General features: G+C 55.9%; 20 protein-coding genes and 1 tRNA gene. 13 read left to right on the forward strand and 8 right to left on the reverse strand.

The annotated features are described in order from the left end of the window. Window positions 1-21: 21 nt before the first annotated feature. A complete protein-coding gene (locus tag H6815_13870; GenBank protein MCB9861527.1) occupies window positions 22-1,704 on the reverse strand; it encodes a hypothetical protein in 1,683 nt (560 codons plus the stop codon). Between the two features lie 214 nt (window positions 1,705-1,918). Between H6815_13870 and H6815_13875 the strand changes: the two genes are divergently transcribed. Then, window positions 1,919-3,640, forward strand: a complete 1,722-nt coding sequence (locus H6815_13875; protein ID MCB9861528.1) for a HAMP domain-containing protein — start codon at window positions 1,919-1,921, stop codon at window positions 3,638-3,640. On the opposite strand, the gene H6815_13880 is transcribed toward H6815_13875, so the two are convergent. Beyond that, complete coding sequence (locus tag H6815_13880; GenBank protein ID MCB9861529.1) at window positions 3,635-4,036, reverse strand: YraN family protein; 402 nt, start codon at window positions 4,034-4,036, stop codon at window positions 3,635-3,637. The two genes, H6815_13875 and H6815_13880, sit on opposite strands and share 6 nt — an antisense overlap. Window positions 4,037-4,178: 142 nt before the next feature. Continuing rightward, window positions 4,179-5,516 (reverse strand): hypothetical protein, encoded by a 1,338-nt coding sequence (locus tag H6815_13885; protein ID MCB9861530.1) that lies wholly within the window; start codon window positions 5,514-5,516, stop codon window positions 4,179-4,181. 258 nt (window positions 5,517-5,774) lie between these two features. On the opposite strand from H6815_13885, the gene H6815_13890 reads away from it, so the two are divergent. The 7 genes from H6815_13890 to H6815_13920 all read left to right on the forward strand — a co-directional run bounded on the left by H6815_13890 (window position 5,775) and on the right by H6815_13920 (window position 11,631). Next, window positions 5,775-6,254 carry a DUF1844 domain-containing protein gene (locus tag H6815_13890; GenBank protein ID MCB9861531.1) on the forward strand — a complete coding sequence of 160 codons (480 nt, stop codon included), beginning with the start codon at window positions 5,775-5,777 and terminating at the stop codon, window positions 6,252-6,254. 67 nt (window positions 6,255-6,321) lie between these two features. After that, window positions 6,322-7,200 (forward strand): hypothetical protein, encoded by an 879-nt coding sequence (locus tag H6815_13895; GenBank protein ID MCB9861532.1) that lies wholly within the window; start codon window positions 6,322-6,324, stop codon window positions 7,198-7,200. Continuing rightward, window positions 7,197-9,140 (forward strand): succinate dehydrogenase flavoprotein subunit, encoded by a 1,944-nt coding sequence (sdhA, locus tag H6815_13900; GenBank protein ID MCB9861533.1) that lies wholly within the window; start codon window positions 7,197-7,199, stop codon window positions 9,138-9,140. The genes H6815_13895 and sdhA overlap by 4 nt, the downstream gene beginning before the upstream one ends. Window positions 9,141-9,213: 73 nt before the next feature. Then, window positions 9,214-10,089 carry a succinate dehydrogenase iron-sulfur subunit gene (gene sdhB, locus H6815_13905; protein ID MCB9861534.1) on the forward strand — a complete coding sequence of 292 codons (876 nt, stop codon included), beginning with the start codon at window positions 9,214-9,216 and terminating at the stop codon, window positions 10,087-10,089. A 181-nt stretch (window positions 10,090-10,270) separates the two neighbouring features. Then, window positions 10,271-10,342 (forward strand) — tRNA-Asn (locus H6815_13910). A 117-nt stretch (window positions 10,343-10,459) separates the two neighbouring features. Further along, window positions 10,460-10,855, forward strand: coding sequence for a hypothetical protein (locus H6815_13915; GenBank protein ID MCB9861535.1), 396 nt, complete (start codon window positions 10,460-10,462; stop codon window positions 10,853-10,855). A gap of 26 nt (window positions 10,856-10,881) precedes the next feature. Next, a complete protein-coding gene (locus H6815_13920; protein MCB9861536.1) occupies window positions 10,882-11,631 on the forward strand; it encodes a hypothetical protein in 750 nt (249 codons plus the stop codon). An 11-nt stretch (window positions 11,632-11,642) separates the two neighbouring features. On the opposite strand, the gene H6815_13925 is transcribed toward H6815_13920, so the two are convergent. Then, window positions 11,643-12,584: a TIGR01777 family protein gene (locus H6815_13925; protein ID MCB9861537.1), complete on the reverse strand. Its 942-nt coding sequence runs from the start codon at window positions 12,582-12,584 to the stop codon at window positions 11,643-11,645. A gap of 68 nt (window positions 12,585-12,652) precedes the next feature. On the opposite strand from H6815_13925, the gene H6815_13930 reads away from it, so the two are divergent. From H6815_13930 to H6815_13940, 3 genes are all read left to right on the forward strand, one after another. Beyond that, window positions 12,653-13,453, forward strand: a complete 801-nt coding sequence (locus H6815_13930; GenBank protein ID MCB9861538.1) for a sulfite exporter TauE/SafE family protein — start codon at window positions 12,653-12,655, stop codon at window positions 13,451-13,453. Between the two features lie 102 nt (window positions 13,454-13,555). After that, window positions 13,556-15,145 carry a sodium/proline symporter gene (locus H6815_13935; protein ID MCB9861539.1) on the forward strand — a complete coding sequence of 530 codons (1,590 nt, stop codon included), beginning with the start codon at window positions 13,556-13,558 and terminating at the stop codon, window positions 15,143-15,145. Window positions 15,146-15,326: 181 nt separating this feature from the next. After that, window positions 15,327-16,025, forward strand: a complete 699-nt coding sequence (locus H6815_13940; GenBank protein MCB9861540.1) for a DUF1275 domain-containing protein — start codon at window positions 15,327-15,329, stop codon at window positions 16,023-16,025. A gap of 43 nt (window positions 16,026-16,068) precedes the next feature. Here H6815_13940 and H6815_13945 read toward each other — a convergent pair whose 3' ends face one another. After that, on the reverse strand, window positions 16,069-16,593 hold the full coding sequence (locus H6815_13945; protein ID MCB9861541.1) for a GNAT family N-acetyltransferase: 525 nt from the start codon (window positions 16,591-16,593) through the stop codon (window positions 16,069-16,071). Between the two features lie 38 nt (window positions 16,594-16,631). Here H6815_13945 and H6815_13950 point away from each other — a divergent pair, with 38 nt between their 5' ends. Next, entirely contained in the window at window positions 16,632-17,387 is a 756-nt protein-coding gene (locus H6815_13950) for a hypothetical protein (GenBank protein ID MCB9861542.1), read from the forward strand. Between the two features lie 35 nt (window positions 17,388-17,422). On the opposite strand, the gene H6815_13955 is transcribed toward H6815_13950, so the two are convergent. Together H6815_13955 and H6815_13960 are read right to left on the reverse strand one after the other, a co-directional pair. Continuing rightward, on the reverse strand, window positions 17,423-17,794 hold the full coding sequence (locus tag H6815_13955) for a hypothetical protein (GenBank protein ID MCB9861543.1): 372 nt from the start codon (window positions 17,792-17,794) through the stop codon (window positions 17,423-17,425). Window positions 17,795-17,830: 36 nt separating this feature from the next. After that, window positions 17,831-18,523, reverse strand: coding sequence for a hypothetical protein (locus H6815_13960; protein ID MCB9861544.1), 693 nt, complete (start codon window positions 18,521-18,523; stop codon window positions 17,831-17,833). A gap of 100 nt (window positions 18,524-18,623) precedes the next feature. Here H6815_13960 and H6815_13965 point away from each other — a divergent pair, with 100 nt between their 5' ends. After that, complete coding sequence (locus tag H6815_13965; GenBank protein MCB9861545.1) at window positions 18,624-20,066, forward strand: MmgE/PrpD family protein; 1,443 nt, start codon at window positions 18,624-18,626, stop codon at window positions 20,064-20,066. Here the strand turns inward: H6815_13965 and sthA are convergent, their stop codons facing one another. Then, window positions 20,067-21,482: a Si-specific NAD(P)(+) transhydrogenase gene (gene sthA / locus H6815_13970; protein MCB9861546.1), complete on the reverse strand. Its 1,416-nt coding sequence runs from the start codon at window positions 21,480-21,482 to the stop codon at window positions 20,067-20,069. It lies immediately after the preceding gene. Window positions 21,483-21,599 lie beyond the last annotated feature (117 nt).

The raw sequence follows: 21,599 nt of genomic DNA on the forward strand, positions 1-21,599 counted from the left end.
GCGAGCTTTGACGCTTTGTGATCAGGCAGCAGCCACAGATCTGCGTGACTTTGTTTCAGGTTCTTCGTCCGTTGTTGCTGCGTGGGTAACATCCTGACCGTTGGCCGTACGTGCCGCTTCCAGCTCGCGCATCAGTCGTATCAGCATGGCAACGTCTGACTCACGATCGACAAGCCACGTCGTGTGCTGGAGATCCTCGGTCAGATCCTCTCGCAGGTATGCCATCTTGGAAAGACGAGCTCGGCCGAACACGAGCACGATCCCCGCTGCCAGCCTGCCCAGAGCAAGATGACTGGGCACGGAGCAGTGTAGTTCTGACAACAGATACGCCCATGGATCATTTGACGGATCCTCGCCCGTCTTGCGGATATCTTCGAGCACGCTCGTTGCGAGTTCGAATGCCTCTTCATCATCAAATGAAGCGACTCTTGCAGCTATCGTGCGGAGCGCAATGTTTGTCTCTTCCGGTAGAAATCTATGTGCAAGCTCGATGCCTTCCCGACGTGCGCTCATATCAACGCAGCCATCGGTTGTAGCGAGGTATGCTGAGAGAATGCGCATCGCTGTAGAAAGCGTTTCCGTCTCACGACCAATACTTGCGGAAGTTCCAACGGCACGACCAAGGTTTGCCCAGCATGCCTCGACAACTCGTGCATTGAATCGTGCACCCTGGACATCGAACGGTCGACGACCGCGCCAGCGCGCACTCGCGTCCATGCGATGTTCATTCCGTGAAAGTACGGCCGAAAGCTCAATCATCGCACGCAGCATCGGTCCATCGGCCGCTCGAAGCTCTATGGATCTGCCGAGCACGGTGTCCGCAGTATCAAACCGGAGCGCAAATGCGTTGCCATACGACAACGGCAAGGGGCTGGACCAATCTGACCAACCCGCCGGTCTGCGATCAAGCTCGGGCGAGATCAGTGTTACGTGGCCGAGTTCATCCTCGATAACCACTGCATCAAGCACATGCACATCGCACGCCTTCTTCGGTGATATCTGGGAGTTGACCCGAACCCATTGCACATCACACACTCCGTCTGATGACAGGATCCACGACGACAACTCCTTGCGCACACACAGGCCAACACGAATAGGACGCTCAGGCCAACCGATACGCTCAAGAGACTTGATCACAAAGCCAGCATCAACAGGCGATGTGTTCACAAGCCCGATGATGCTGCCGACGGCATCGCCAGCACGAAGCAGAACACGTTCAATGGTTGAGAGCGGTTTGTCAGGGTCAACAATTGGGCCACGCACACTGCTGAGACTGCCAGCCCATGATCCTATCGAGTCGTCAGTATCCATGACTGATCGAGAGGTATTCCCTTCAACAGATTCGCGTTCGGACCTTGTCCCACTCGCACGCTGAAACGACATTGATACATCATGGGTGTGCTCGTCGTAGTTCGCGGCCGCACTGTTCTCATCACGCAAGCGGTTGTTCAGTCGGAAAACAATCCGGTTCTCTCTCGGCTGACCAAGCAGGCTGAGTGTGTACGTCCCGATGATCAGCCAGAGCCCGATTGGCAGACCGAGCCAGAGTTCTCGCAGCCACGTCATTCCCAAGAGCACACACGTGCCCACAAGGATGCAGCAGCCAATCATGAACAGCGTGTTCCGTTCATGCCAGAACTGAGACGACGAGTTGTTCGAACTCCCGGACCAAAGCGGACGATCGGATGGTGTGTGTGCGCTCATACATCCGGTCAATCGACCGGTTGCGGGGACATCCTCAGTCGAACCGGCTGTAAAACACGCAAACTGACAGCATCTTGACTGATTCCAGATACTCAGTTCACATATGGAACCAGTGTTCTCCTGCATTGATTATCTGGACGACAACTTTTCGGCAGATTCCGCGCGGAGCCACAATGATGCAATGAGGGTCCGTTCGTCGATCTAAACTAGCCCCATGCTCGTCTCACTCCTCCGCGGCATCTCATTGGCCAATAAGTGCCTGCTGCTCTTTGGCGGAGCGATCGTGCTGATCATTGTTCTCGCCATGATCGCACCATGGTTGCGTATGGACGCTATCGCAAGGCAAGAGCAGATTGCTCGCTCACGGGAACTCGCCGGGCTCTGGCTTGCGACAAACGATGGCGACACCATTCACGAACAGTCATCCGAGCAGACTGGAACAATCGAGGTTATCACCCTTACTGGAAGCGAACTCGCCAATCATGCTCAAGCGGACCACTCAATCAGACGTGCAGTGCGAGTGCTCGAAAGACGTAAAGACCAGACAGATGTACAGGTTGCAGGATGGGATGGCCTGTCACGCCGATTTGTCTATCTGCGAAAACTCACGGCTGGAGATAATGATGTTTCCGACAAATACCTCGTACTGATTCGCGCTTCGAACGATGCTGGCTGGCAGATGGTCGTCAACACCATCTATTTGCTCAGCGCGAGCGCATTTGTGCTTGGGTTGGCACTCCTTGTGTTCTATCAGATCACGCACAAAATCATCCTCGCACCCGTACGAGATCTTCGCACCACAGCCGAGCGAGTTCGGAGCGGCGACATCAATGTACGCAGTCAGATTGTCACGGGCGACGAGTTCCAGGAGCTTTCCGAGACATTCAACGCAATGCTTGCAGCACTGCAGAGTGTGCAGGACAAACTGCACTCACAAAACTCGGCACTCGATCTGAAGGTATCCGAACTTGCCGAGCACAACTCGACGCTGTTTGAAGCAAACCGAATCAAAGCCGAGTTTCTCGCAAATGTCAGCCACGAGCTTCGTACGCCGATGAATGCGATTATTGGCTTTGCCGAGTTGCTTCTTGAGATCACAACGCACGAACGGCTGCAACTCCTCACAGGCGCAGAGGACACCCGCAAGATCGCAAAGCGGGAGCGCTACATCGGGAACATTGTCGAGTCTGCACGAAACCTGCTCGAAATGATCAACGGGCTGCTGGAAATGGCCAAGATCGAAGCCGGCAAGGTGAAGCTGGATCTTGAGTGGACAGCACTCGCTGAGATGTGCGAGGGGCTCGTCGGGCTTGTGTATCCTCTGGCGCATCGTTCCGGCGTTGAAGTAAGAATGGAGATCGAGCAGTCCGTCCCACTCGTGCGCACAGACAGGCAAAAACTGCAACAGATTGTGTTTAATCTGCTCTCAAACGCGGTGAAGTTCACAGGCGCGAGTACAACCACCACCGATCCGATGGTCACATTGCGCGTCGAACCGATTGCCGGCGCACAACACGAGAGCCAGCACGACCACGTGCGAGTCAGCATTATCGATAATGGCCCGGGCATTGCAAAGGAAGACCAGACAAAGATCTTCGAGAAGTTCCAGCAGATCGACGGATCTCACACACGCGAGCACGCTGGCACAGGTCTGGGCCTCGCGATCGCGAAGGATCTCGCGCGCGTTATCCAGGGCGAGATACAACTCATCAGCGAGCCAGGCAGGGGCTCGATGTTCAGCGTCATCATCCCGGTCCATATCGATGAGATCGCTGCACGCGAGCATCTGCTCGAAGCGTCCTTCAAGGGTTCGCTCGCCCGTCGGGAACACGACCCAGAAGCACCCGGGTCAACCGTAGAAACACCCCTTCGACAGTCCGAGCTTGATGATGCCAACCAAGAATCGCTGGAGCATCCATCTTCAACTGTCTCATGATCGTTGCACAACACCCTGATAATGCCGGATCGCAGCAAGCGGACGACGGGGTGTCGGCTCGAAGTCAATTGCAATCAGATCGATGCGAATCGGAACATTGTGGAGTTTGTTCGCACGCACAATGTCATCAGCAACCTGCAACAGCTTGCGCTGTTTGAACACAGTGAGCGCGTTCTCAGGCGTGCCGCGCCGCACTCGGTTCTCAGCTGGAAGTACTCGTGATTTCACCTCAACAATAACGATGCTGCCGTCAACGTCGCGGCAGACCAAGTCCGCCTCGCCGCGATAGGTTCTGACATTCCGCGCAAGCACCTTGAACCCATGGCGTTTGAGGTACTTTGCCGCATGGCGTTCACCCTTTGCACCGGTCTTGGTGCGTTTGTCCAATCGAGCCACATTGGTCAGCGTGGCAAGAGATCCTGCCGAAGCAAACAGGCGGCTGGTAAACCGGCTGCGTACCCGTAGCGTGGGTATCTCACAAGACGGTGTGTGTGGCGCACGGTCAATCATCTTCGGCTTCTACGAGCAACATGCCCTTTCAGTTCGAGGGGAAGAAGATCTCCTCCGCAGCGATCACAAGCCGATCTATCATGGCCTGTTCTTCCTCGAAGTTAACATCCATTTTCAGTTTTTCAATATGACGTCTCTGATTTTCGCTCATTCTTTCCAGTCTCAGCTTGTTCGCCAGGTAATACTGGGCTTCGTACAGCGACATTGAGTTATCCTCAATCCGTTCCAGCAGGACCCAGTGCAAATACCCATCAACTTCGATCGGGCCTTCCCACTGCCCGAGCGTCATCGTGCGAACAACCTCGTTGACAGGTTCGAGCACAGCAGCGAATGGCTTTGCCTCAGTTAACGCACCAGCATTCTCAGCACGCTGAAGTCCACCCTCAGCTCGCCGATATACGTTCGCATTAAGTTGAGCAATCTCTTCAAAAGGCTCGCCATTGGCCAGCTTCTGTTCGATCTCAGCAACACCGTCAGTATTTTCCTTGCGAGCACGAATCAGACGAAGTACAAGCACTGGATCCGGCGTGAACGTGTTCTCCTCGCGATTCATTCGCTCGTAGGAACGCTCGATTTCAGCCGATGGCACGATAGCTGTTCGGTTAATCAACGCAAGCTCACGCTCAACAAGCACACGCTCTTCCTGCAGCTTGACTGCCTCTTCCCATGTCAACCCGTATGAACGACGGAGTCTGTTTTCGGCAGCGACACGATTACCAGCCGAACTTGAGAGGAGATTATCCTGATAGCGCCTTAGAACCGCAAACAGACCCACCTGCTGACTTTCCGACAACTGCGATCGAGCGCTCTCGCGCAGTAGAATATTTGTTATCACATCTCTGAGTTTGCTTGCGATCGCGAGACGAACATGGTTTCTCCATTGCGCCCTGTCCTGCGGTGCGTCAGCACGAACACGCGCGAGGAAAGCCTCGTCGAAGAACGTGGAGACAAAGATTGGTTCGCCATGTACCTCCCCCACTTTCGCATCCACCAACCGTCCATACTCGCGTTTGATCGGCTCGTTGCGGGGTTGCTGGGAGGGCAGATCGGGCTTGCCTGCCTTGACAGTGAGAGCCATCGCCCCACGCGGACCAAGATCCGGAGAGAATCCCTGACCTCGTGAGAGACCAGCGATCGGCTCCCATACACGCGTCATTGCTTCAGCACTCACTGTGTCGCCTGCCTGATTTGACGGCAACCCCGATGTAGCACCGGTCGGTCGATCAGGCACGGGTGTTCCTCCCGGCGCTCGACCGACAAAGTCCTCAGCGACCAACGCCCGAGGCGATTCATCGAATGGGCTCGCACAACCTGAAAAGAGCACAGCAGCCAACCCGATGGCGACAGTTCCAAAGCGACCTTTCATCGATTCAAAAGTGGACAGGTGGAACCGCATGCAATCCAAGCCTCACTCAGGACGAAACAAACACAACTGTCCTGTATCGTACACGCCATCCAACGACCAGCATGAACGCAGAGACGCTGTTGTCAGGGAGATTTCAGGCTGAAAATCCTGTCTGACGGCCTAGAATCGCCGGATTCGCCGCGCCATCGGGCTGTTCTGCCCGTCTCTTTCGCGTTGGCACGACCATAGCACACACGCAAAGGACGAGGAGTAGACGCAATGGCAGATGAGAACACGGGCGATTCGGGGATCTTCATCGATTCAGACTGGAAGTCGCAGGCTCAGGCTGAGAAGGAAAAGCTGAATGCTGAAGCGGAGCAGGCCAAAGCGCAGTCGGGCCAACCCAAACTCCCCGAAGCGAGTGTGATGGGACTGCTCCAGATGCTCGTCGAACCGGCCCTGCTCTATCTGGGTCGAATTCCCGAGCCGAGCACCGGCAAGCCGATTGTCTCTCTAGAAGCAGCAAAGTACTACGTCGATCTGCTCGGCGTGCTGACAGAAAAGACCAAGGGCAACGTGACAGAAGAAGAAAGCCAACTGATGACCGGCACACTCGCTGAACTGCGTGCCGAGTTTGTCGAAGTCTCGCAGCTTGTTGCACAGGCGATCAAGGAAGGCAAGGCCAGGACCGTGTCACCCGAAGGTGGAGCAACCATGGGCAGCGGCGGCGAATCTACTGGCGGCATCATTACGCCATAACCAAACGCATACGTTGTTTCGTTTCTGTACGAGCTGGAGACACGTTCAAGAAAGGACAGCACTTCGGATGGCACCAAGCGAAACGCAACGATCGGGATCATTCTTCGATCGACATTACTTCCTCTTCAGGCGTTTGCACTCACTCTCAGGGATCCTGCCGATCGGCGTGTTTCTGATCGCGCACCTGACAACGAACTCCTCATTGATGTGGGGCAAGTTCGCATCGCGGGGTGAGCATTCTGAGCTTGGCGTGCTCGACGGCGGCGTTGCCTACTTCCAGAAGGAAGTGTCGTGGATCAACGAACAGGTACCACACCTGTTCCTCATTGAAACGGTGCTCTGGGTATCGATCCTGTTCCACGCGGTGCTCGGCGTGTACTACGCCCGCACAGGTAAATCGAACACAAAGCGCTACGCGTATCAGGATAACCGTCGATACGCTCTCCAGCGGTTTACCGGCTATTTCGCGATCCTGTACATCTTCTACCACGTTGCGACACTGCGATGGGGATGGGATTTCCTTGTACCCGGCGGCACAAAGTGGAGCCACGAGTTTGCAGCATCGACGCTGGCGATGGCCCTTCGTGGCGGATCAGACTGGACACTCGCGGGCATGGGCATCAGCCTGTTCTACTTCCTTGGGATCACCGCGTGCGTGTACCACTTTGCAAACGGGCTCTGGACCGCTGCGATTACATGGGGCATCACGGTCAGCGCACCGGCACAGCGCCGCTGGGGCATGGCATGCCTCGGGCTTGGTGTTGTTCTCATGGGTATGGCGTGGATGTCACTCGCTGGTGCCCTGCTGCTGGATGTGAACAGTGCGCGCCACGTTGAACAAAGCGTGGGTCATGTGTCCGGCGAACCAGGCGAGCTTGTGTCAACGAAGCAACTGAACGACAACTTTGACGAAATCGGCTCCATGCAGCGGGAGACAAATCCGTGAGCACCAACACACACCAACAACGTGTCATTGTCGTCGGCGGCGGGCTTGCAGGACTTGCAGCCTCAGTCCGAATCGCCGAGTCCGGGCTTCCTGTCGATCTCTTCTCGATGGTTCCCGTCAAACGCTCGCACTCCGTGTGCGCGCAGGGCGGGATCAACGCGTGCAACGAGGTCGCCCGTCAGCAGGGGTACTCAGAGTACCAGCACTTTGATGAGACGATCTATGGCGGCGACTATCTCGCCGATCAGGGCCCGGTCCTTGAGATGACCAACTTTGCCCCCAAGATCATCAATCTGCTCGATCGCATGGGTGTGCCGTTCAACAGAACAGCGGAGGGCCAGCGCGATCTTCGTCTGTTCGGCGGCAGCCTGTTCAAGCGCACGCACTTTTCCGGCGCAACCACTGGGCAGCAGCTTCTCTACGCGCTCGACGAGCAAACCCGTCGGTACGAGTCTGAGGGCAAGGTCAACAAGTACGAGTTCTGGGAGTTCCTCGCACCGATCATCGAAGGCAATGGCGATACACGCAGATGCGTCGGCATCGTTGCGCAGGATATGCGAACAATGCAGATACGTTCGTTCCGCGCGGATGCTGTCATCATGGCGACCGGCGGCTGCGGACTGGTCTTTGGCAAGAGTACCAACTCGGTCATCTGCACCGGCGGCGCAGCATCGCGCTGCTATCAGGCAGGCGCGTGGTACGCGAACCCGGAGATGATCCAGGTCCATCCGACCGCGATCCCCGGTGCTGACAAGTGCAGACTGATGAGCGAATCGGCTCGCGGCGAGGGTGGGCGTGTGTGGGTGCCCCACAAGAAGGGCGACACCCGTCCAGCAAAGCAGATCCCTGAGGAAGAACGCTGGTACTTCCTCGAAGAGCGATATCCCAAGTACGGCAATCTTGTGCCGCGCGACATCGCATCGCGCGAGATCTTCGATGTCTGCGTGAACGATGGCATGGGTGTGGGCGGCGAGAATCAGGTCTATCTCGATCTCACCCATCGCGATCCCGAGTATCTCACACGCAAGCTCGGCGGCATCATGGACATCTACCAGAAGTTTGTTGGTGTTGATCCGCGATTCGAGCCAATGCGCATCTTCCCGTCCGTGCACTACTCGATGGGCGGCATGTGGACGCAATATGAACCGGGCAACTACATACCCGATGTGCCAAAGCCTGAGCACTTCCCGGGCAACGTTACGCCGATCGATGCCGAACTCGGCCGCGGCATGAAGATCGGATCGCCGCGCAACATGCAGACGAACATCCCGGGTTTGTACGCGTTCGGCGAGGTCAACTTCGCGTACCACGGCGCAACACGACTCGGCGCAAACGCACTGCTCTCGTGCATCTTCGACGGCTTATTCTGCGGGCTTGGCGTTGTGAACTATGTCCGCGAGGGCGATCCAATCGAACGCTCGATCGGCGATGTCTCGCAGTCTGTGTACGACAACGCTTCCAAGGCGGAGCAGACAAAGATGGACACGCTCGTCTCCACCGTTGGAAACGACGGCGGCGAGAACGCGTATGTCATCGGCAAGGAACTCGGTGTCGAGATGACCGCAGCATCCACTGTTGTGAAGACCGGTGCGCGTCTTGAAAAAGCAGTGGACAAGCTCAGGGAACTCCGCGAGCGGTACTCTCGCGTGTCCTTGGCAGACAGCGCAACCTGGACAAACCAGAGCCTCTCCTACACCCGTGCGCTGGGCGACATGCTCATCCTCGCAGAGACCATCGTCAAGGGCGGCCTGCTCCGCAAGGAGTCCCGAGGCTCGCACTATCGGCTCGACTTCCCGGATCGCGACGACGCGAACTTCATGAAGACCACCGTCGCAGAGTTCCAGCCAAGTGAATCAGATCAGCACAAGATCTTCTACCGGGAGGTCGATACACGTCTGGTCAAACCAAGGCCAAGAACGTACGGCAAGAGCGCCTCATAAACGGATCATCGCACGCAACGACAGCAACACGACGCACAGAAAGGACCACGCGATGACAACCAACGCAGCAACCATGGCCGCTTCGCAGACAGGCGCAACATCCACTGCGATACAAGCTGGCGCAAACGCCGCAATCAGCGCAAGCAGTAATAGAAGCTCGCCAAAGCCGGGTCGCAAGATCACGTTCACCATCAAACGCTGCGACGGCCCTGGCAAGCCCTCGCGCTGGGAATCGTTTGTTATCCCGGTCGAGGAGGGTGCAAACGTCATCTCGTGTTTGCAGTACATCGCTGCCAACCCCGTGACAAAGGACGGCAAGCACACCACGCCCGTCGTGTGGGACGCAGGATGTCTGGAAGAGATCTGCGGCGCGTGCACGATGATCATCAACGGCAAGGTTCGCCAGTCGTGCTCGTGCCTGATGGACGAGTATGCACCCAACGAGGGCGATGTTGTCACGCTCGAACCGATGAGCAAGTTCCCGGTGGTGCGTGATCTGTGGGTCGATCGCCAGCGAGCGTTCCACGCACTCAAACGCGTCAAGGCGTGGGTGCCAGTCGATGGCACGTACGCGCTTGGCGCAGGGCCGAAGGAATCACCAGCATCGCAGGGGACGCGGTACGCGCTCTCCGAGTGCATGACGTGCGGCTGCTGCATGGAAGCATGCCCTCAGTTCAATCTTGAGGACGACGAGTCGAAGTGGGACACATCGTTCGTTGGTGCGCACGCGATCAGCCAAGCACGCCTGTTCAACGACCACGAGACCGGCAAGGTGCTCAAGAACGATCGCCTGGATGCGCTTCTCGGGCCCGGCGGCATCACAGACTGCGGGAACGCCCAGAACTGCGTCAAGGTCTGCCCCAAGCACATCCCATTGACCGAGTCCATTGGCGTGATCGGCCGCCAGACGACGTTCAGAGCCATCTCCAAGTGGTTCCAGGGCAAGTAGCAAGGTAGTCGCTCGGCTTAGTTGGGTACGGGCTGCGTGTGCTGGCCGAACTCGTTGGTACAGGTCAAGTTGGCCCCCCGGATAGCCGACCCAGTGCCCGGTCTGACTTGAAAACCGGCATCGTCCGGATACTGTCATGACCCCGCTGATGGCTCGAAAACGGCTCTCAGCGACAACCCGTTCCCCGATAGCTCAATGGTAGAGCGAGCGGCTGTTAACCGCTAGGTTCAAGGTTCGAGTCCTTGTCGGGGAGTTCTTCGTTCACCGATGCTTCGTATCTCTATCATGCCCCATGGGCCTGCTCGCATCACAAAATCAACGAACACTCTAGGTTGAACAGTTAGCCAGACCCTATGACTTTGTCTCACCTTTGCATGGCCAGGATTTTACACTGCTTCTTGTTATTGGCGATGCGGATATCTCGGCTGACGAGCAATGGGCACTGTCCGAGCAAGTTGTGTTGCAAGGGTGTCGGTACGCGTACTGCATCGGACACGACTGCAGCAGTTGGGACGATTCGATCGACATTGTTTGCGTTATGCGAGAGATTGATGGATTGCCGGTTGATCTTGTCATGACAATGTGGGATAACGCTGCTGCTAACAACCAAACCTGCATGAGTGCGTCCTTTGTAAAAGATGCATCGCACAGCGAGTGGACCGCATGCAACTTCCTGGTGCTCTATGTTGGCACACTGCCGAGCGGGTTACAGAACATACACGGAGCAGTTCTCAAAGAGTTTCTTGAGCACTTTGCGAACGTCTAGACGCTCGGGCAAAGATACACTTTCAGATGACTGACTCTCTATCTCACCCACACGTCCGCGCGTTCTGTGTCGGGCAGGCAAAGTCCGGCACATCATCGCTCGCGGGCCTGCTCATGAAGCACCATCGCGCAGCACACGAGCCCGAGCGTGCACAAACACTCGACCTGATCCTCCGAGAAGCGCGGGGCGAGCTCGATGAATCAGCAATGCGCGTGTATCTGCTCGAACGCGATCAACAGCTCGGACTCGCGTTTGATATCGCGTGGGCCAACCAGTTTCTGGTCGGGCATCTGGTTCGTTTCTTTCCTGACGCGAAGTTCATCGTGCTGATCAGAGATTGCAGATCGTGGCTGCAATCGTTCGTCGGGCATCTCATCTCTCGCAATGTGCCTGCAGATGTGATCGCGTTTCTGGACTACTGGTTCCGGCCGGACGAGTACCCAGTGGGAAGCGAAGACGCGAAGCTGGGCGAACTGGGGCTGTACTCGGTGCGCGCGTTCCTCGCAGCGTGGGTTCGTCACATCACTGTCTGCGAGCACGAGATACCCGACGATCGAAAGCTGGTTGTTCGATCGCACGAACTCAACACATCGCACGACAGGATCGCGTCGTTTCTGGAGATCAACCCCGATTCACTCGACACAACACAGGGCCACAGAAACAGGAGCACGTTCGATCAGTCGATCGATACCATCGTTGATTCAAACTATGTGCGCAGCGTCATGGAAGAGTTGTGCATGCCGCACATGCAACTGTGGTTTCCTGAGTTCCTTTAGAGACTGGAAGCTCAACTGCCAGCACGATACAGATTCTGTAGTGCTGTGCTGATTTCTGAAAATGTGAACTCGAACCCCTCATCGAGCAGTCGCTTCGGAACGCAGTATCTGCCATAGATCGCGAGTTCCGGATCTGTTCTGAGCAGCAACGGCGCACCGATACGGACCATCCACGCGGTCGCGGGAAGTCCGATGCGCTTGCCAAGCGCTTTTCGCAACGCAGCCATGAACTCACGGTTTGAGGCAGGATTCGGCGCAGTTGCGATGTACGCTCCCTGCATGGTGTCGTTTGTGATCGCACGTTCGAAGATGCGGTTCATGTCGTCAATGTGGATCCAGCTCATGCCCTGCCTGCCGCTGGCGATGGGACCACCGAGTCCCCAACGTGCAAGTCCAGCGAGCCTTGTCATGGCGCCGCCGTCACGCCCGAGCACGAAACTCGTTCGCAGAACAACCTTGCGAACACCATCAGGGCATGACTCCTCGAAGGCGTCCTCCCACGCGCGCCCGACTGTTGGTGCGAGCCCGTATCCAAACGCTGATGACTCATCGCACACGAGCTTCGGCGCATCTCCATAGATGTGCGCGGTGCCCATCTGCACCCATACGGGAGGCTTTGATTTCGCTTGACACACAGCCTGCCCGAGCACGGTTGTTGCTTCGACACGCGACCGGAGGATCTCGTCGCAATGGTCCGGCGTCTTGACACAATCAACCGTGCGTCCTGCGAGATTCACAACCGCATCAGCGCCATCAATGTGCGAGGCCCAGTCTCCGAGTGTTCGTGCGTCCCAGTGCACATATGTCCAGGGACCGTCCTGTGTTGGTTTGTTTCTAGAGAGCAGCACCACGTTGCAGTTCTCGCCTGCAAGATGTCGCGCAAGGTTCGTTCCGAGAAACCCGCTCCCACCAGCAATCACAACACTACGCTGGGCCTGATGTGTCTCGTTCATCTGTCCAGTGTAGAACTTTCGCTAGCCCCAAACACCGAGAAGCCACACAACTGCTTACTGTTTTATACATGGACTTTCTCGTCATTTCACTCCTTAGCGCGTTCATTGGCGCGATCACGCTCATCTCCGGATTCGGACTTGGGACGGTGCTCATGCCCGCGTTCGCAGTGTTCTTTCCGATCGAGGTCGCGATCGCAGCGACTGGGGTGGTTCACTTGTCCAACAACCTCTTCAAGCTCGCGCTGGTTGGCAAGCACGCACAGCGCGACATCGTGCTCCGCTTCGGAGTGCCAGCAATCATTGCGGCAATCATCGGCGCTGGTCTCATGGCATTGCTGACCGATCGCACACCAGTTGCAACATACACCATTGGTTCGATCACTGCGAAGGTCACGTGGCTCAAAATGCTCATCGCTCTGCTGCTTGCATCATTTGCAGCACTTGAGCTTTGGCCAAGGTACAAGGATCTTTCGTTCCCACCGAAGATGCTGCCAGTCGGTGGCGCACTCTCTGGATTCTTCGGCGGCATCTCTGGTATGCAGGGCGCATTGCGTGCACCGTTCCTTCTTCGCGCCGGACTGACGAAAGACCAGTACGTCGGCACCGCGAATGTAATCTCAACAATCGTCGATTGCGCACGGCTCCTCGCGTACGTCGCAGGCTTCACCTGGCTTGCAAAGACTCGCGACTACACAGTCCTCACGGAAACACGCACACTGCTCCTCGTTGCAAGCGCATGCATCGCCGGTTGTGCTGGCTCATATCTCAGCTCGCGATATCTGAAGAAGATGACACTTGGAAGTATTCGTGCGGTTGTTTCTGTATTGCTGTTTCTCTTCTCGATTACGCTCGCCAGCGGCATCATCTAAGCGATCACAATACAGCAAATATCATGCTTTTAGAGTCCCGCGTCTCTTGCGGCTAGAATGCACACCCATACATTCTCTTCATGTTCATTTCATCATCGCTGGATGAGGAGGTGCGTCATCGATACAGACACCATCATGAAACTTGTTGCAGTCGCGATCTACGCTGGAATCCTGCTTGCGATCGGGTATTTCGCTTCGAAGACAATGCACACGATCCGCGATTATTTCGCATCGGACAAGAAGCTGAACTTCTTCAACGTCGCGTTTTCAGCGCGTGCCACCGGTGAATCTGCCTGGCTTCTCCTCGGGCTCACAGGCATGGGCTATGCCATGGGTGCCAAGGCCTTCTGGGTGGTGCTCGGCGAGTTGATTGGTGTCGGCGGCGCGTGGATCTTCATGGCTCGTCGCTTCAAGAATCTGACAGATCAGTATGATTCGATTACTGTTCCCGACTATCTCGAATCGCATCTCAAAGACGAAGGCCACGGACTGCGATTGATCGCAGCCGGCACTTTGCTCATCTTTGTACCGATTTATACAGCCGCACAGGTCTTTGCAACAGGTGACGCATTCAACAGCTTTCTCGGATGGAATCACTATCTCGGTGCAGCGGTCGGATTCGGTATTGTGATGCTGTATATCACCAAGGGTGGGTTTACCGCGGTTGTCTGGTCCGATGTGTTTCAAGGCTCTCTGATGCTTGTCGGGCTTGTTGTACTGCCAATCGTTGGATCGATGCACATTGGTGGAGTCGCGGATATCACGAACAGTCTGCGCACCATTGATCCACACTTGCTTTCCTTGCACGGACCTGGTGATGCCGGGCCGGGCACGGGCAGTTGGACAACAGCAACGGTCGTCTCAATCATTGGGCTTGCAGCGATCGGCATCGGGTTCCTTGGCTCGCCGCAGGTCTTTGTTCGATTCATCTCGCTGAAGAACACCAAACAGATTCTTCCGGGCACACTCACAGCAGTGACGTGGACACTGCTCGCCGATGGCGGAGCAGTGCTTGTTGGCATGGTTGGCCGTGCAATTTATGCACCAGAAACACTGGCTGCTCCAGCTGAGTTTGAGACAATAAGCACTGTGCAGGAAACCATCCTGCCATATATGGCGAGCGAACTGCTCCCCGCGTTCTTTACGGGTGTCTTCATCGCGATGGTGCTCAGTGCCATCATGTCAACGATCGACTCGCTCCTGGTTGTTGCATCGAGCGCTGGTGTGCGCGACTACTGGCAGAAAGTCAAACACCCGGATATGAGCGACGAGAGGCTGCTCTCGCTGAGTCAAAAGGTAACAATTGCGCTCTCGCTGATCGCGTTCGCTCTGGGCATCGGCTTGCTATTGAGAGATCCAGACAAACCGCTCTTCTGGGTTGTCATCTTCGGCTGGTCTGGCATCGCAGCAACGTTCTGCCCCACCATGATCCTCAGTCTGTACTGGTCGAAGCTCACAGCACTCGGGGCAAAGTGCTCGATGATCGCGGGCTTCCTCATGGTCCCCATCGTGCAGTTTGCTGTCATGCCACTCAAGAGCCATGAGAATGAAACACTTGCGAAGATCGGAAGCTATGCCAGCGATCTGGATGTGCTGCTCCCAGCGTTTGCCGTTGGATTCATTGTCGCAATTGTTGTGAGTCTTGCTGACAAATCTCGACACGGGAGCCTGCCGCACGAGCAGGAGAGCTAGCACACTGGACAACGTCGGCGATCCCAGTATCATCATTGCTCTGCGTACGCGGTGCAGCGATATCGCACTTGTATTGCAGGCAATACAGATCGCACCAACCGCTCTTACCTCATAGAAGCGGTTGCAGGACCCCATCGAGATGATGCAGGGTTTTCGAGCAAACCAGATCGAGAGAGGCTCCTTGCACCACTCGCACGAGCATGACACTGCTCCGCCCGCGTGGGTGTTTATCGGGGGTGGGATACTCGCAAGCGTTGCTGGGTTTGTGAATGCGGTCGTTCTCTCAGCGGGGCACTTTGCAGTCACGCATCTGACAGGGACAGTCTCCCGCTTCTCCGGCGATCTCGTATCCGGGAACGCATCGCATGGCATAACGCTGCTATCGATCTCGGTTGGCTTTATCATCGGCGCCGCTGTATCCGGCGCATTGATCGGGCATACATCGCTGCAATCCGGGCGACCCTATGGCATCGCCATGCTGCTCGAAGCAGCTATGCTCGCAAGTGCAGCGCTCACACTGAATACATCACCTGGTATTGCGCTCCCAGTTGCAGCGTGCGCAGCCGGAGTGCAGAACGCGATGGCTTCGTCGTATGGAAGGCTCATTCTGCGCACGACACACATCACAGGCATCGCGACAGATATAGGGCTACTCCTTGGACATGCATTGCGAGGGCGAAGACTTCGTGCGTGGAAGTTTGTGATGCTCATCACACTGCTCGCATCATTCTTTGTCGGGGGAATCGGCGGCTGGCGTGCTGCCAGCGTATTTGACGGAAAGGCCCTGTTCATGCCCGCAGGGATTCTGTTCCTCATGGGGCTGAGCTACCTTCTCTGGCGACTCCAGCATCCGGACCATGACGACACCATGGTTGATTGAAGCAAGACCAGTGGCGTACACGATGTCTGGCGATCTCACACAACTACAGTACCTTGTAGAAGATTGCTGCACCGTGCATCGTTGCGTTATCAGTGTCGTACGCAAACTCAGGAATTGTACCCACGTGGGTGTACCCCATAGACCTGTACAGTTGCTCTGCAGGACATCCTGCCTTTGTGTCGAGCGTAAGCATGCGGAACCCTGCATCGCGTGCGTGCTGCTCAACAGCTTCCATCAGTTTCCTGCCAAACCCACGCCCGCGCGCATTCGGATGGACCATCAGCTTTGCGATGTCTCCCTTGTGCGGCTGGTTCGGTGCCCATGACGGATGAAACTGCACCGTTCCAAGAATCGTTCCATCATCATCTCGCGCAACAAGCACAACAGCACGCGGGTCCAAGGATGCAAGTGTCTTCTCCCACCATGCACTCGCCTGCTCGATACTCAGCGGCGACACAAAGCTGACGACATCGCCTGCAGCTACAACATTGGCAAGCAATCCCGAAAGCGCATGAATATCGGTGCTCTTGGTAGGGGCAATAAGACGATGAATCGTACAGTCCGGCATACGACCTAATTGTACTCAATCCGTGGAGAATGGAACGCATGGGCCAGTCAATAAAGTCTCTTTGCCTCGTCATTGCAATACTCAGTCTGCCCGTTGTGGCGCTCAGTCTCGCAACGAACCAGCCCACTGCGCTCACATGGTCTGTTCGGATTGCCAGCATTCTCGTTTGTTCTGTTTCGATATTGCTGCTGTCATACCTCATGCTGCGGCGGGACAAGGTACCGGACTATCTCAGACGGATCGATCGTGCATACTACAACTGCAGAGGATTGTGCTTTGCAGTCGCATCACACAACGCAAGCGGGATCGGCTGCATCGACATCTACTACCAGAACATGCACGAGAACCCATGCTTTGGCCAGATCGCGCTTCGGCTTACTCCTTCATTGATTGGCGGTCGATGGATTCCAGAGCCGATCCACGCCATGTTTGTCTGCGACCCAGCCGCGTACGGCCTGGTCAGAGTGCCGATTGCAATCCCTGAAAAGAAGCAGGGCCGAGTTCAATACTTTGATGTCGGCGCGGAAGTTGAGTATCCGAACGGCCGCGGAGCGCTGTTGCGGTTCCGCAATGGCAGGTTGATGAGAACAAATACCAACTTCAGCAACCCGACCAAGCAGTCTCTTGGTTTTCTGGGGTTGTTTGTCCTCAGCCCGTTGCTCGCACTCATGGCTCGCTCCGACAGAGTCAAGGTCACACTGCCGGAGAGTGTGACAAGCACACTCCCCGATCATGTTCAGCAGGAATCACTCACAATCTGGAAGCTGGGTGACCCACCGCTTCAGACACAATAACTGACACTCTTTTCATTCCATGATCAGACCGTAACTCAGAGCACCGGCCCGAACACACCCATGCCCTCGCCAGGCTTGAGTTCGTGCCCACAATACAGGCAACGCTGGTGCTTCTTCGAGAGCGTGCGGTTACACTTGGGGCAGGCTTGTGGCTGGACACGCACCTTGCCATCGAGAGAGCCATCGGCAAGATCAATCTCGCGCACGCGGTTGTGCAACTCCTCCTCGGTAATCCCTGTCTTTTCAGAGAGCAGTGTCCACATCGCCATGCAGAGCAGGGCAAGTCGGTCCACCCGCTGCTCGGCCCGCTGGAGTTTCATTTCGACGTTGTCTGCGCGTGCTCCCGCTCGAGCGGCTTCGCCGGACATCTGCGAGATTTGCGCCTGTTGCATGAGATCCCAGAGCATGCCTAAGTATAGAGGAAAAACTCTGTTTGTACAAGATCAGTCATTGGTAAGCTGAATGTTAAAGACACCAGCGAGCGGCTCCCGCTCGACGAGTGGCCTTTGTGTGCCTCTGAGGTGTTTTTCGTACATATTCACCAGATTCACATGTTCTCGGTGACAACCAAACACAAATCTTTCGCCGTCCACTTCAATCCACAGAGCATGTCCATAAAAACTGTCTGCAAAGTATACTTCGGATATGTGAATAACTGCGTTTGCCAAAGGCTCCGACCATTGCCTGGAGCGAAGCGTCCGCTTTGTCAGGAAGACCTTTGCCTCAACAGCATCGAAAGTCAGCAACCAAAGTGTGCGATACAGAATCCACGAGCCAAAGAGTGTAGCCAAAGCACACACAACGACAATGACTGCACAGATTGAATACCAGGTTGGGCCTGGCACAAACAGGCATAAGATTCCAAGACACAACAGAACCAACGCAAAGACATCCAAGCAGCCGGGTTCGTTCTCTGTCATCTTGTCAACAAATACAATGTGCTCCTTCGTAGCCGAGAGAGGAACTGCCTCAAACGGTGCCGGACAGAGGAAGAGACGTTCGTAGTCTGGCCCATGCCGCAAGACTGCAAGCCTTACCAACGAAAGGAACAGCTTCCATCGCGAGAACTTCTTGCCGGAATAACCCATAGAGAACAACTCTAGATCCACAACAGGCGCATCTCTCAGCAACTCCACCGCTGAGCATCTACATTGAGAATGCTCTGTCTGAGTTCTGTCAGCCAGCCAATGCCAGACAAGTAGACCCCTGAACCCATACCCACTACCATCGCGGCTTATGGCACAATACAAGACCAGCGACTTCCTCTCGTTTCCCCTGTCCGAATGGGCTTGCAACCTCAAGTATGAGGATCTGTCGGATGATGCCATCGCTGCTGCGAAGCGGTTCTGGTACGACTCCGTCGGATGTGCTATTGGCGGCAGCCAGCAGGAGGATGCACACATCCTGCTCGCCCACTACCGCGAGATGCTTGGATTGAGTGCAAACGACACGGGCTCTGGTCCGTGCACATGCTTTGTCACAGGACTAAAGACAAACCCGGTTGATGCTGCGTTCCTCAACGCGCACATGATCCGCGCGATGGACTACAACGACATCTACTGGAAAGCGGACCCGTGCCATCCGTCGGACATCATCGCTGCACCACTCGCGTTGTGCGAGTACAAGAAACTCTCAGGCAAGGATCTCATTCTTGCGACCATCATCGCCTACGAGGTCGAGCAGCGCCTGTGCGAGTTCGGCCTGCCCGGCGTGCGCGAGTACGGCTGGCACCACGCCACATTGACCGCGTTTGCTGCACCCATCGCGTGCGGGCGCGTGCTGAATCTGACGCGCGATCAGATGGTCCAGGCGATCGGCATCTCCGCTGCACGGACCTTCAGCCCTGGCGCAGTGACCGCTGGCAAACTTACCAACATGAAGAACACCGTCGATCCGTGGGCTGCACGCATGGGCGCAGAATCCGCTATGCTCGCATCACGCGGGTATTCGGGTCCAGAGCACATCTTCGATGGCAAGGAAGGTCTCTACCACGTCTTCAGCCACGTCATGTACCAGAACAAGCCAGCAGCGTTTGACACAAGTATGCTGATGGACAACCTGCCAAAGTCGAAAAATGACCACTACCGCATTCTTGATTGCGGTATGAAATCGTTCCCGATCGAAGCGCTCTCGCACGCGCCGCTGACTGCGATGCTGAAGGTTGTTCAGGCAAACAACATCAAGCCCGATCAGGTGAAGGAGATCAAGGTCGAGGTCATCGCGCGAGCTGCCGACATTCTTGGCGATCCCGCAAAGTATCGACCAAAGTCCAAGGAAACCGCTGACCACTCGCTCCCCTACTGCCTCGCGGTTGGGCTCGTCGATGGCATGGTCACGCCGCAGCAGTTCAAGGAGGAGCGCATCGCGGACAAGTCCCTCGAAGGCATCATGGACAAGATCAAGGTCGTCGCAAACGAAGAGTTCGAGTCACTCTTCCCGAAGTTCCAGCCCAGCCAGGTGACCATCACCACCAACGACGGCACGTCGTTCACCCATCGCGTCGATGTGCCCAAGGGCGATCCGCGCGATCCGATGACACCCGAAGAGATCGGCGTGAAGTTCACCGCCCTTGGCAAGGACATCATCGGCGCAGACAAGTGCGCAAAGATCGGTGACTGGATCATGGACATGGAGAACGCGTCGTCGTTTGATGGCCTGTTCGCCCTGACAACCGCGTGATCAGTTCATGCGGAGCTTGTCGAGCGCGTTCCGTGCTGCGACCTTGTAACACTCCGCGAGTGTGGGATAGTTGAACACGGTGTTGATGAAGTAGTCGACCGTGGCCTTGAACGCAATCGCAACCTGTCCGATGTGGACGAGTTCTGTTGCGCCGGTGCCAATGACATGCACACCAAGCACAGTGCGCGATTCCTGGTGGATGAGAATCTTCAGCATGCCGATGTCGTCGCCGATCAACTGCCCTCGCGCGATGTCAGAGTACATCGCCTTGCCTGACTCGAACGGAATACCTTCCTCTGTGAGCTTCTCTTCGGTCCAGCCAACCATCGATATCTCTGGCACAGCGTAAATCCCATACGGCAGCAGATCATCTGCTTTTTCAACACATTTGCCAAACATGTGGCACGCTGCGAATCTTCCTTGCTCCATGCTCGTCGATGCCAGTGCTGGGAACCCGATCACGTCGCCGCACGCGTAGATATGCTCACGATCTGTCTGGAAGTTCTCGTTGACCGCAAGCCTCCCACGTTTGTCAGTTTTTAGACCAACATTGTCAAGCTTGAGCTCCTCAGTTGCGCCCTGCCGGCCTATTGCATAGAGCAGGCAATCGGATCGAAGTGTTTTCCCACTCTCAAGCATCGCCTCAACCATTGATCCGTCTGTAGCGTGATATGCTTGTGTTGGCGCAACCTTTCTGATTGATACAACCTTCTCACCCATGCGCAACGTGAGTCCTGTGCGACGCAACTGATACTGCAGAGCTTCAACAATCTCACCGTCAACGAATGGGAGCAGTCGATGCTGTCCCTCGATCAATGTGACATCGACACCGAGTGCAGCAAACATCGACGCGTATTCTGTGCCAATCACACCGCCGCCAACAACAATCAATGACTTTGGGAGTGTCGGAAGATTCAGAATCCCGTCCGATGTCACAATAGAACTGTTGTCAAACTCAATGGTGTCCGGTTCGGCTGGCACGGTGCCGACAGCGATGACAAATCTGTCTGCTGCGATCTGCGAGTCACCATTCACACCACGAACAACCAGTGTGTTGTCATCAGCAAACTCACCCGTACCGAAGATTGTCTCAACACCATACCGGCGGAAGTGCTGCGAGATAATGTTGATCTCGTTGCGGATGACGCTGTGGACAGATCCCTGGATATCCTGCAGGACCGCGTTCCGGGCCGCCTGAAAGTCAACATATCGCGGAGCGACCGACTCCTTCCCGGTCACACGCAATATCGCTTCACGCAGTGCTTTCGATGGAATCGTGCCGGTATTGATTGCAACCCCACCAATCGTCTGCATGCGCTCAATCGCACACACACGCTTACCGAGTTTGGCCGCTTCGATCGCAGCCATCTGCCCGGCTGGGCCAGTCCCAATCACACATAGATCGTATTTCTGCATACAAAGGCCCCTGGTCTGCGTGGTCGTCTCCCTCTCATCGACCAGCGTAGAACCAGGGGTTGATTTCTGCAAGCGATAGCCAATGCCGACATACAGACCCCACAAGACCCGGCATTG

The sequence above is a fragment of the Phycisphaeraceae bacterium genome, from assembly GCA_020639155.1.
Classification (GTDB): domain Bacteria; phylum Planctomycetota; class Phycisphaerae; order Phycisphaerales; family UBA1924; genus JACKHF01.

What these genes read in the sequence shown, in the direction of transcription:
- H6815_13870 (MCB9861527.1), bottom strand. Translation starts at nt 1,704, where the DNA reads ATGAGCGCACACACACCATCCGATCGTCCGCTTTGGTCCGGGAGTTCG.
- H6815_13875 (MCB9861528.1), top strand. Translation starts at nt 1,919, where the DNA reads ATGCTCGTCTCACTCCTCCGCGGCATCTCATTGGCCAATAAGTGCCTG.
- H6815_13885 (MCB9861530.1), bottom strand. Translation starts at nt 5,516, where the DNA reads ATGAAAGGTCGCTTTGGAACTGTCGCCATCGGGTTGGCTGCTGTGCTC.
- H6815_13890 (MCB9861531.1), top strand. Translation starts at nt 5,775, where the DNA reads ATGGCAGATGAGAACACGGGCGATTCGGGGATCTTCATCGATTCAGAC.
- H6815_13895 (MCB9861532.1), top strand. Translation starts at nt 6,322, where the DNA reads ATGGCACCAAGCGAAACGCAACGATCGGGATCATTCTTCGATCGACAT.
- sdhB (MCB9861534.1), top strand. Translation starts at nt 9,214, where the DNA reads ATGGCCGCTTCGCAGACAGGCGCAACATCCACTGCGATACAAGCTGGC.
- H6815_13920 (MCB9861536.1), top strand. Translation starts at nt 10,882, where the DNA reads ATGACTGACTCTCTATCTCACCCACACGTCCGCGCGTTCTGTGTCGGG.
- H6815_13925 (MCB9861537.1), bottom strand. Translation starts at nt 12,584, where the DNA reads ATGAACGAGACACATCAGGCCCAGCGTAGTGTTGTGATTGCTGGTGGG.
- H6815_13930 (MCB9861538.1), top strand. Translation starts at nt 12,653, where the DNA reads ATGGACTTTCTCGTCATTTCACTCCTTAGCGCGTTCATTGGCGCGATC.
- H6815_13935 (MCB9861539.1), top strand. Translation starts at nt 13,556, where the DNA reads ATGAGGAGGTGCGTCATCGATACAGACACCATCATGAAACTTGTTGCA.
- H6815_13945 (MCB9861541.1), bottom strand. Translation starts at nt 16,593, where the DNA reads ATGCCGGACTGTACGATTCATCGTCTTATTGCCCCTACCAAGAGCACC.
- H6815_13950 (MCB9861542.1), top strand. Translation starts at nt 16,632, where the DNA reads ATGGGCCAGTCAATAAAGTCTCTTTGCCTCGTCATTGCAATACTCAGT.
- H6815_13955 (MCB9861543.1), bottom strand. Translation starts at nt 17,794, where the DNA reads ATGCTCTGGGATCTCATGCAACAGGCGCAAATCTCGCAGATGTCCGGC.
- H6815_13965 (MCB9861545.1), top strand. Translation starts at nt 18,624, where the DNA reads ATGGCACAATACAAGACCAGCGACTTCCTCTCGTTTCCCCTGTCCGAA.
- sthA (MCB9861546.1), bottom strand. Translation starts at nt 21,482, where the DNA reads ATGCAGAAATACGATCTATGTGTGATTGGGACTGGCCCAGCCGGGCAG.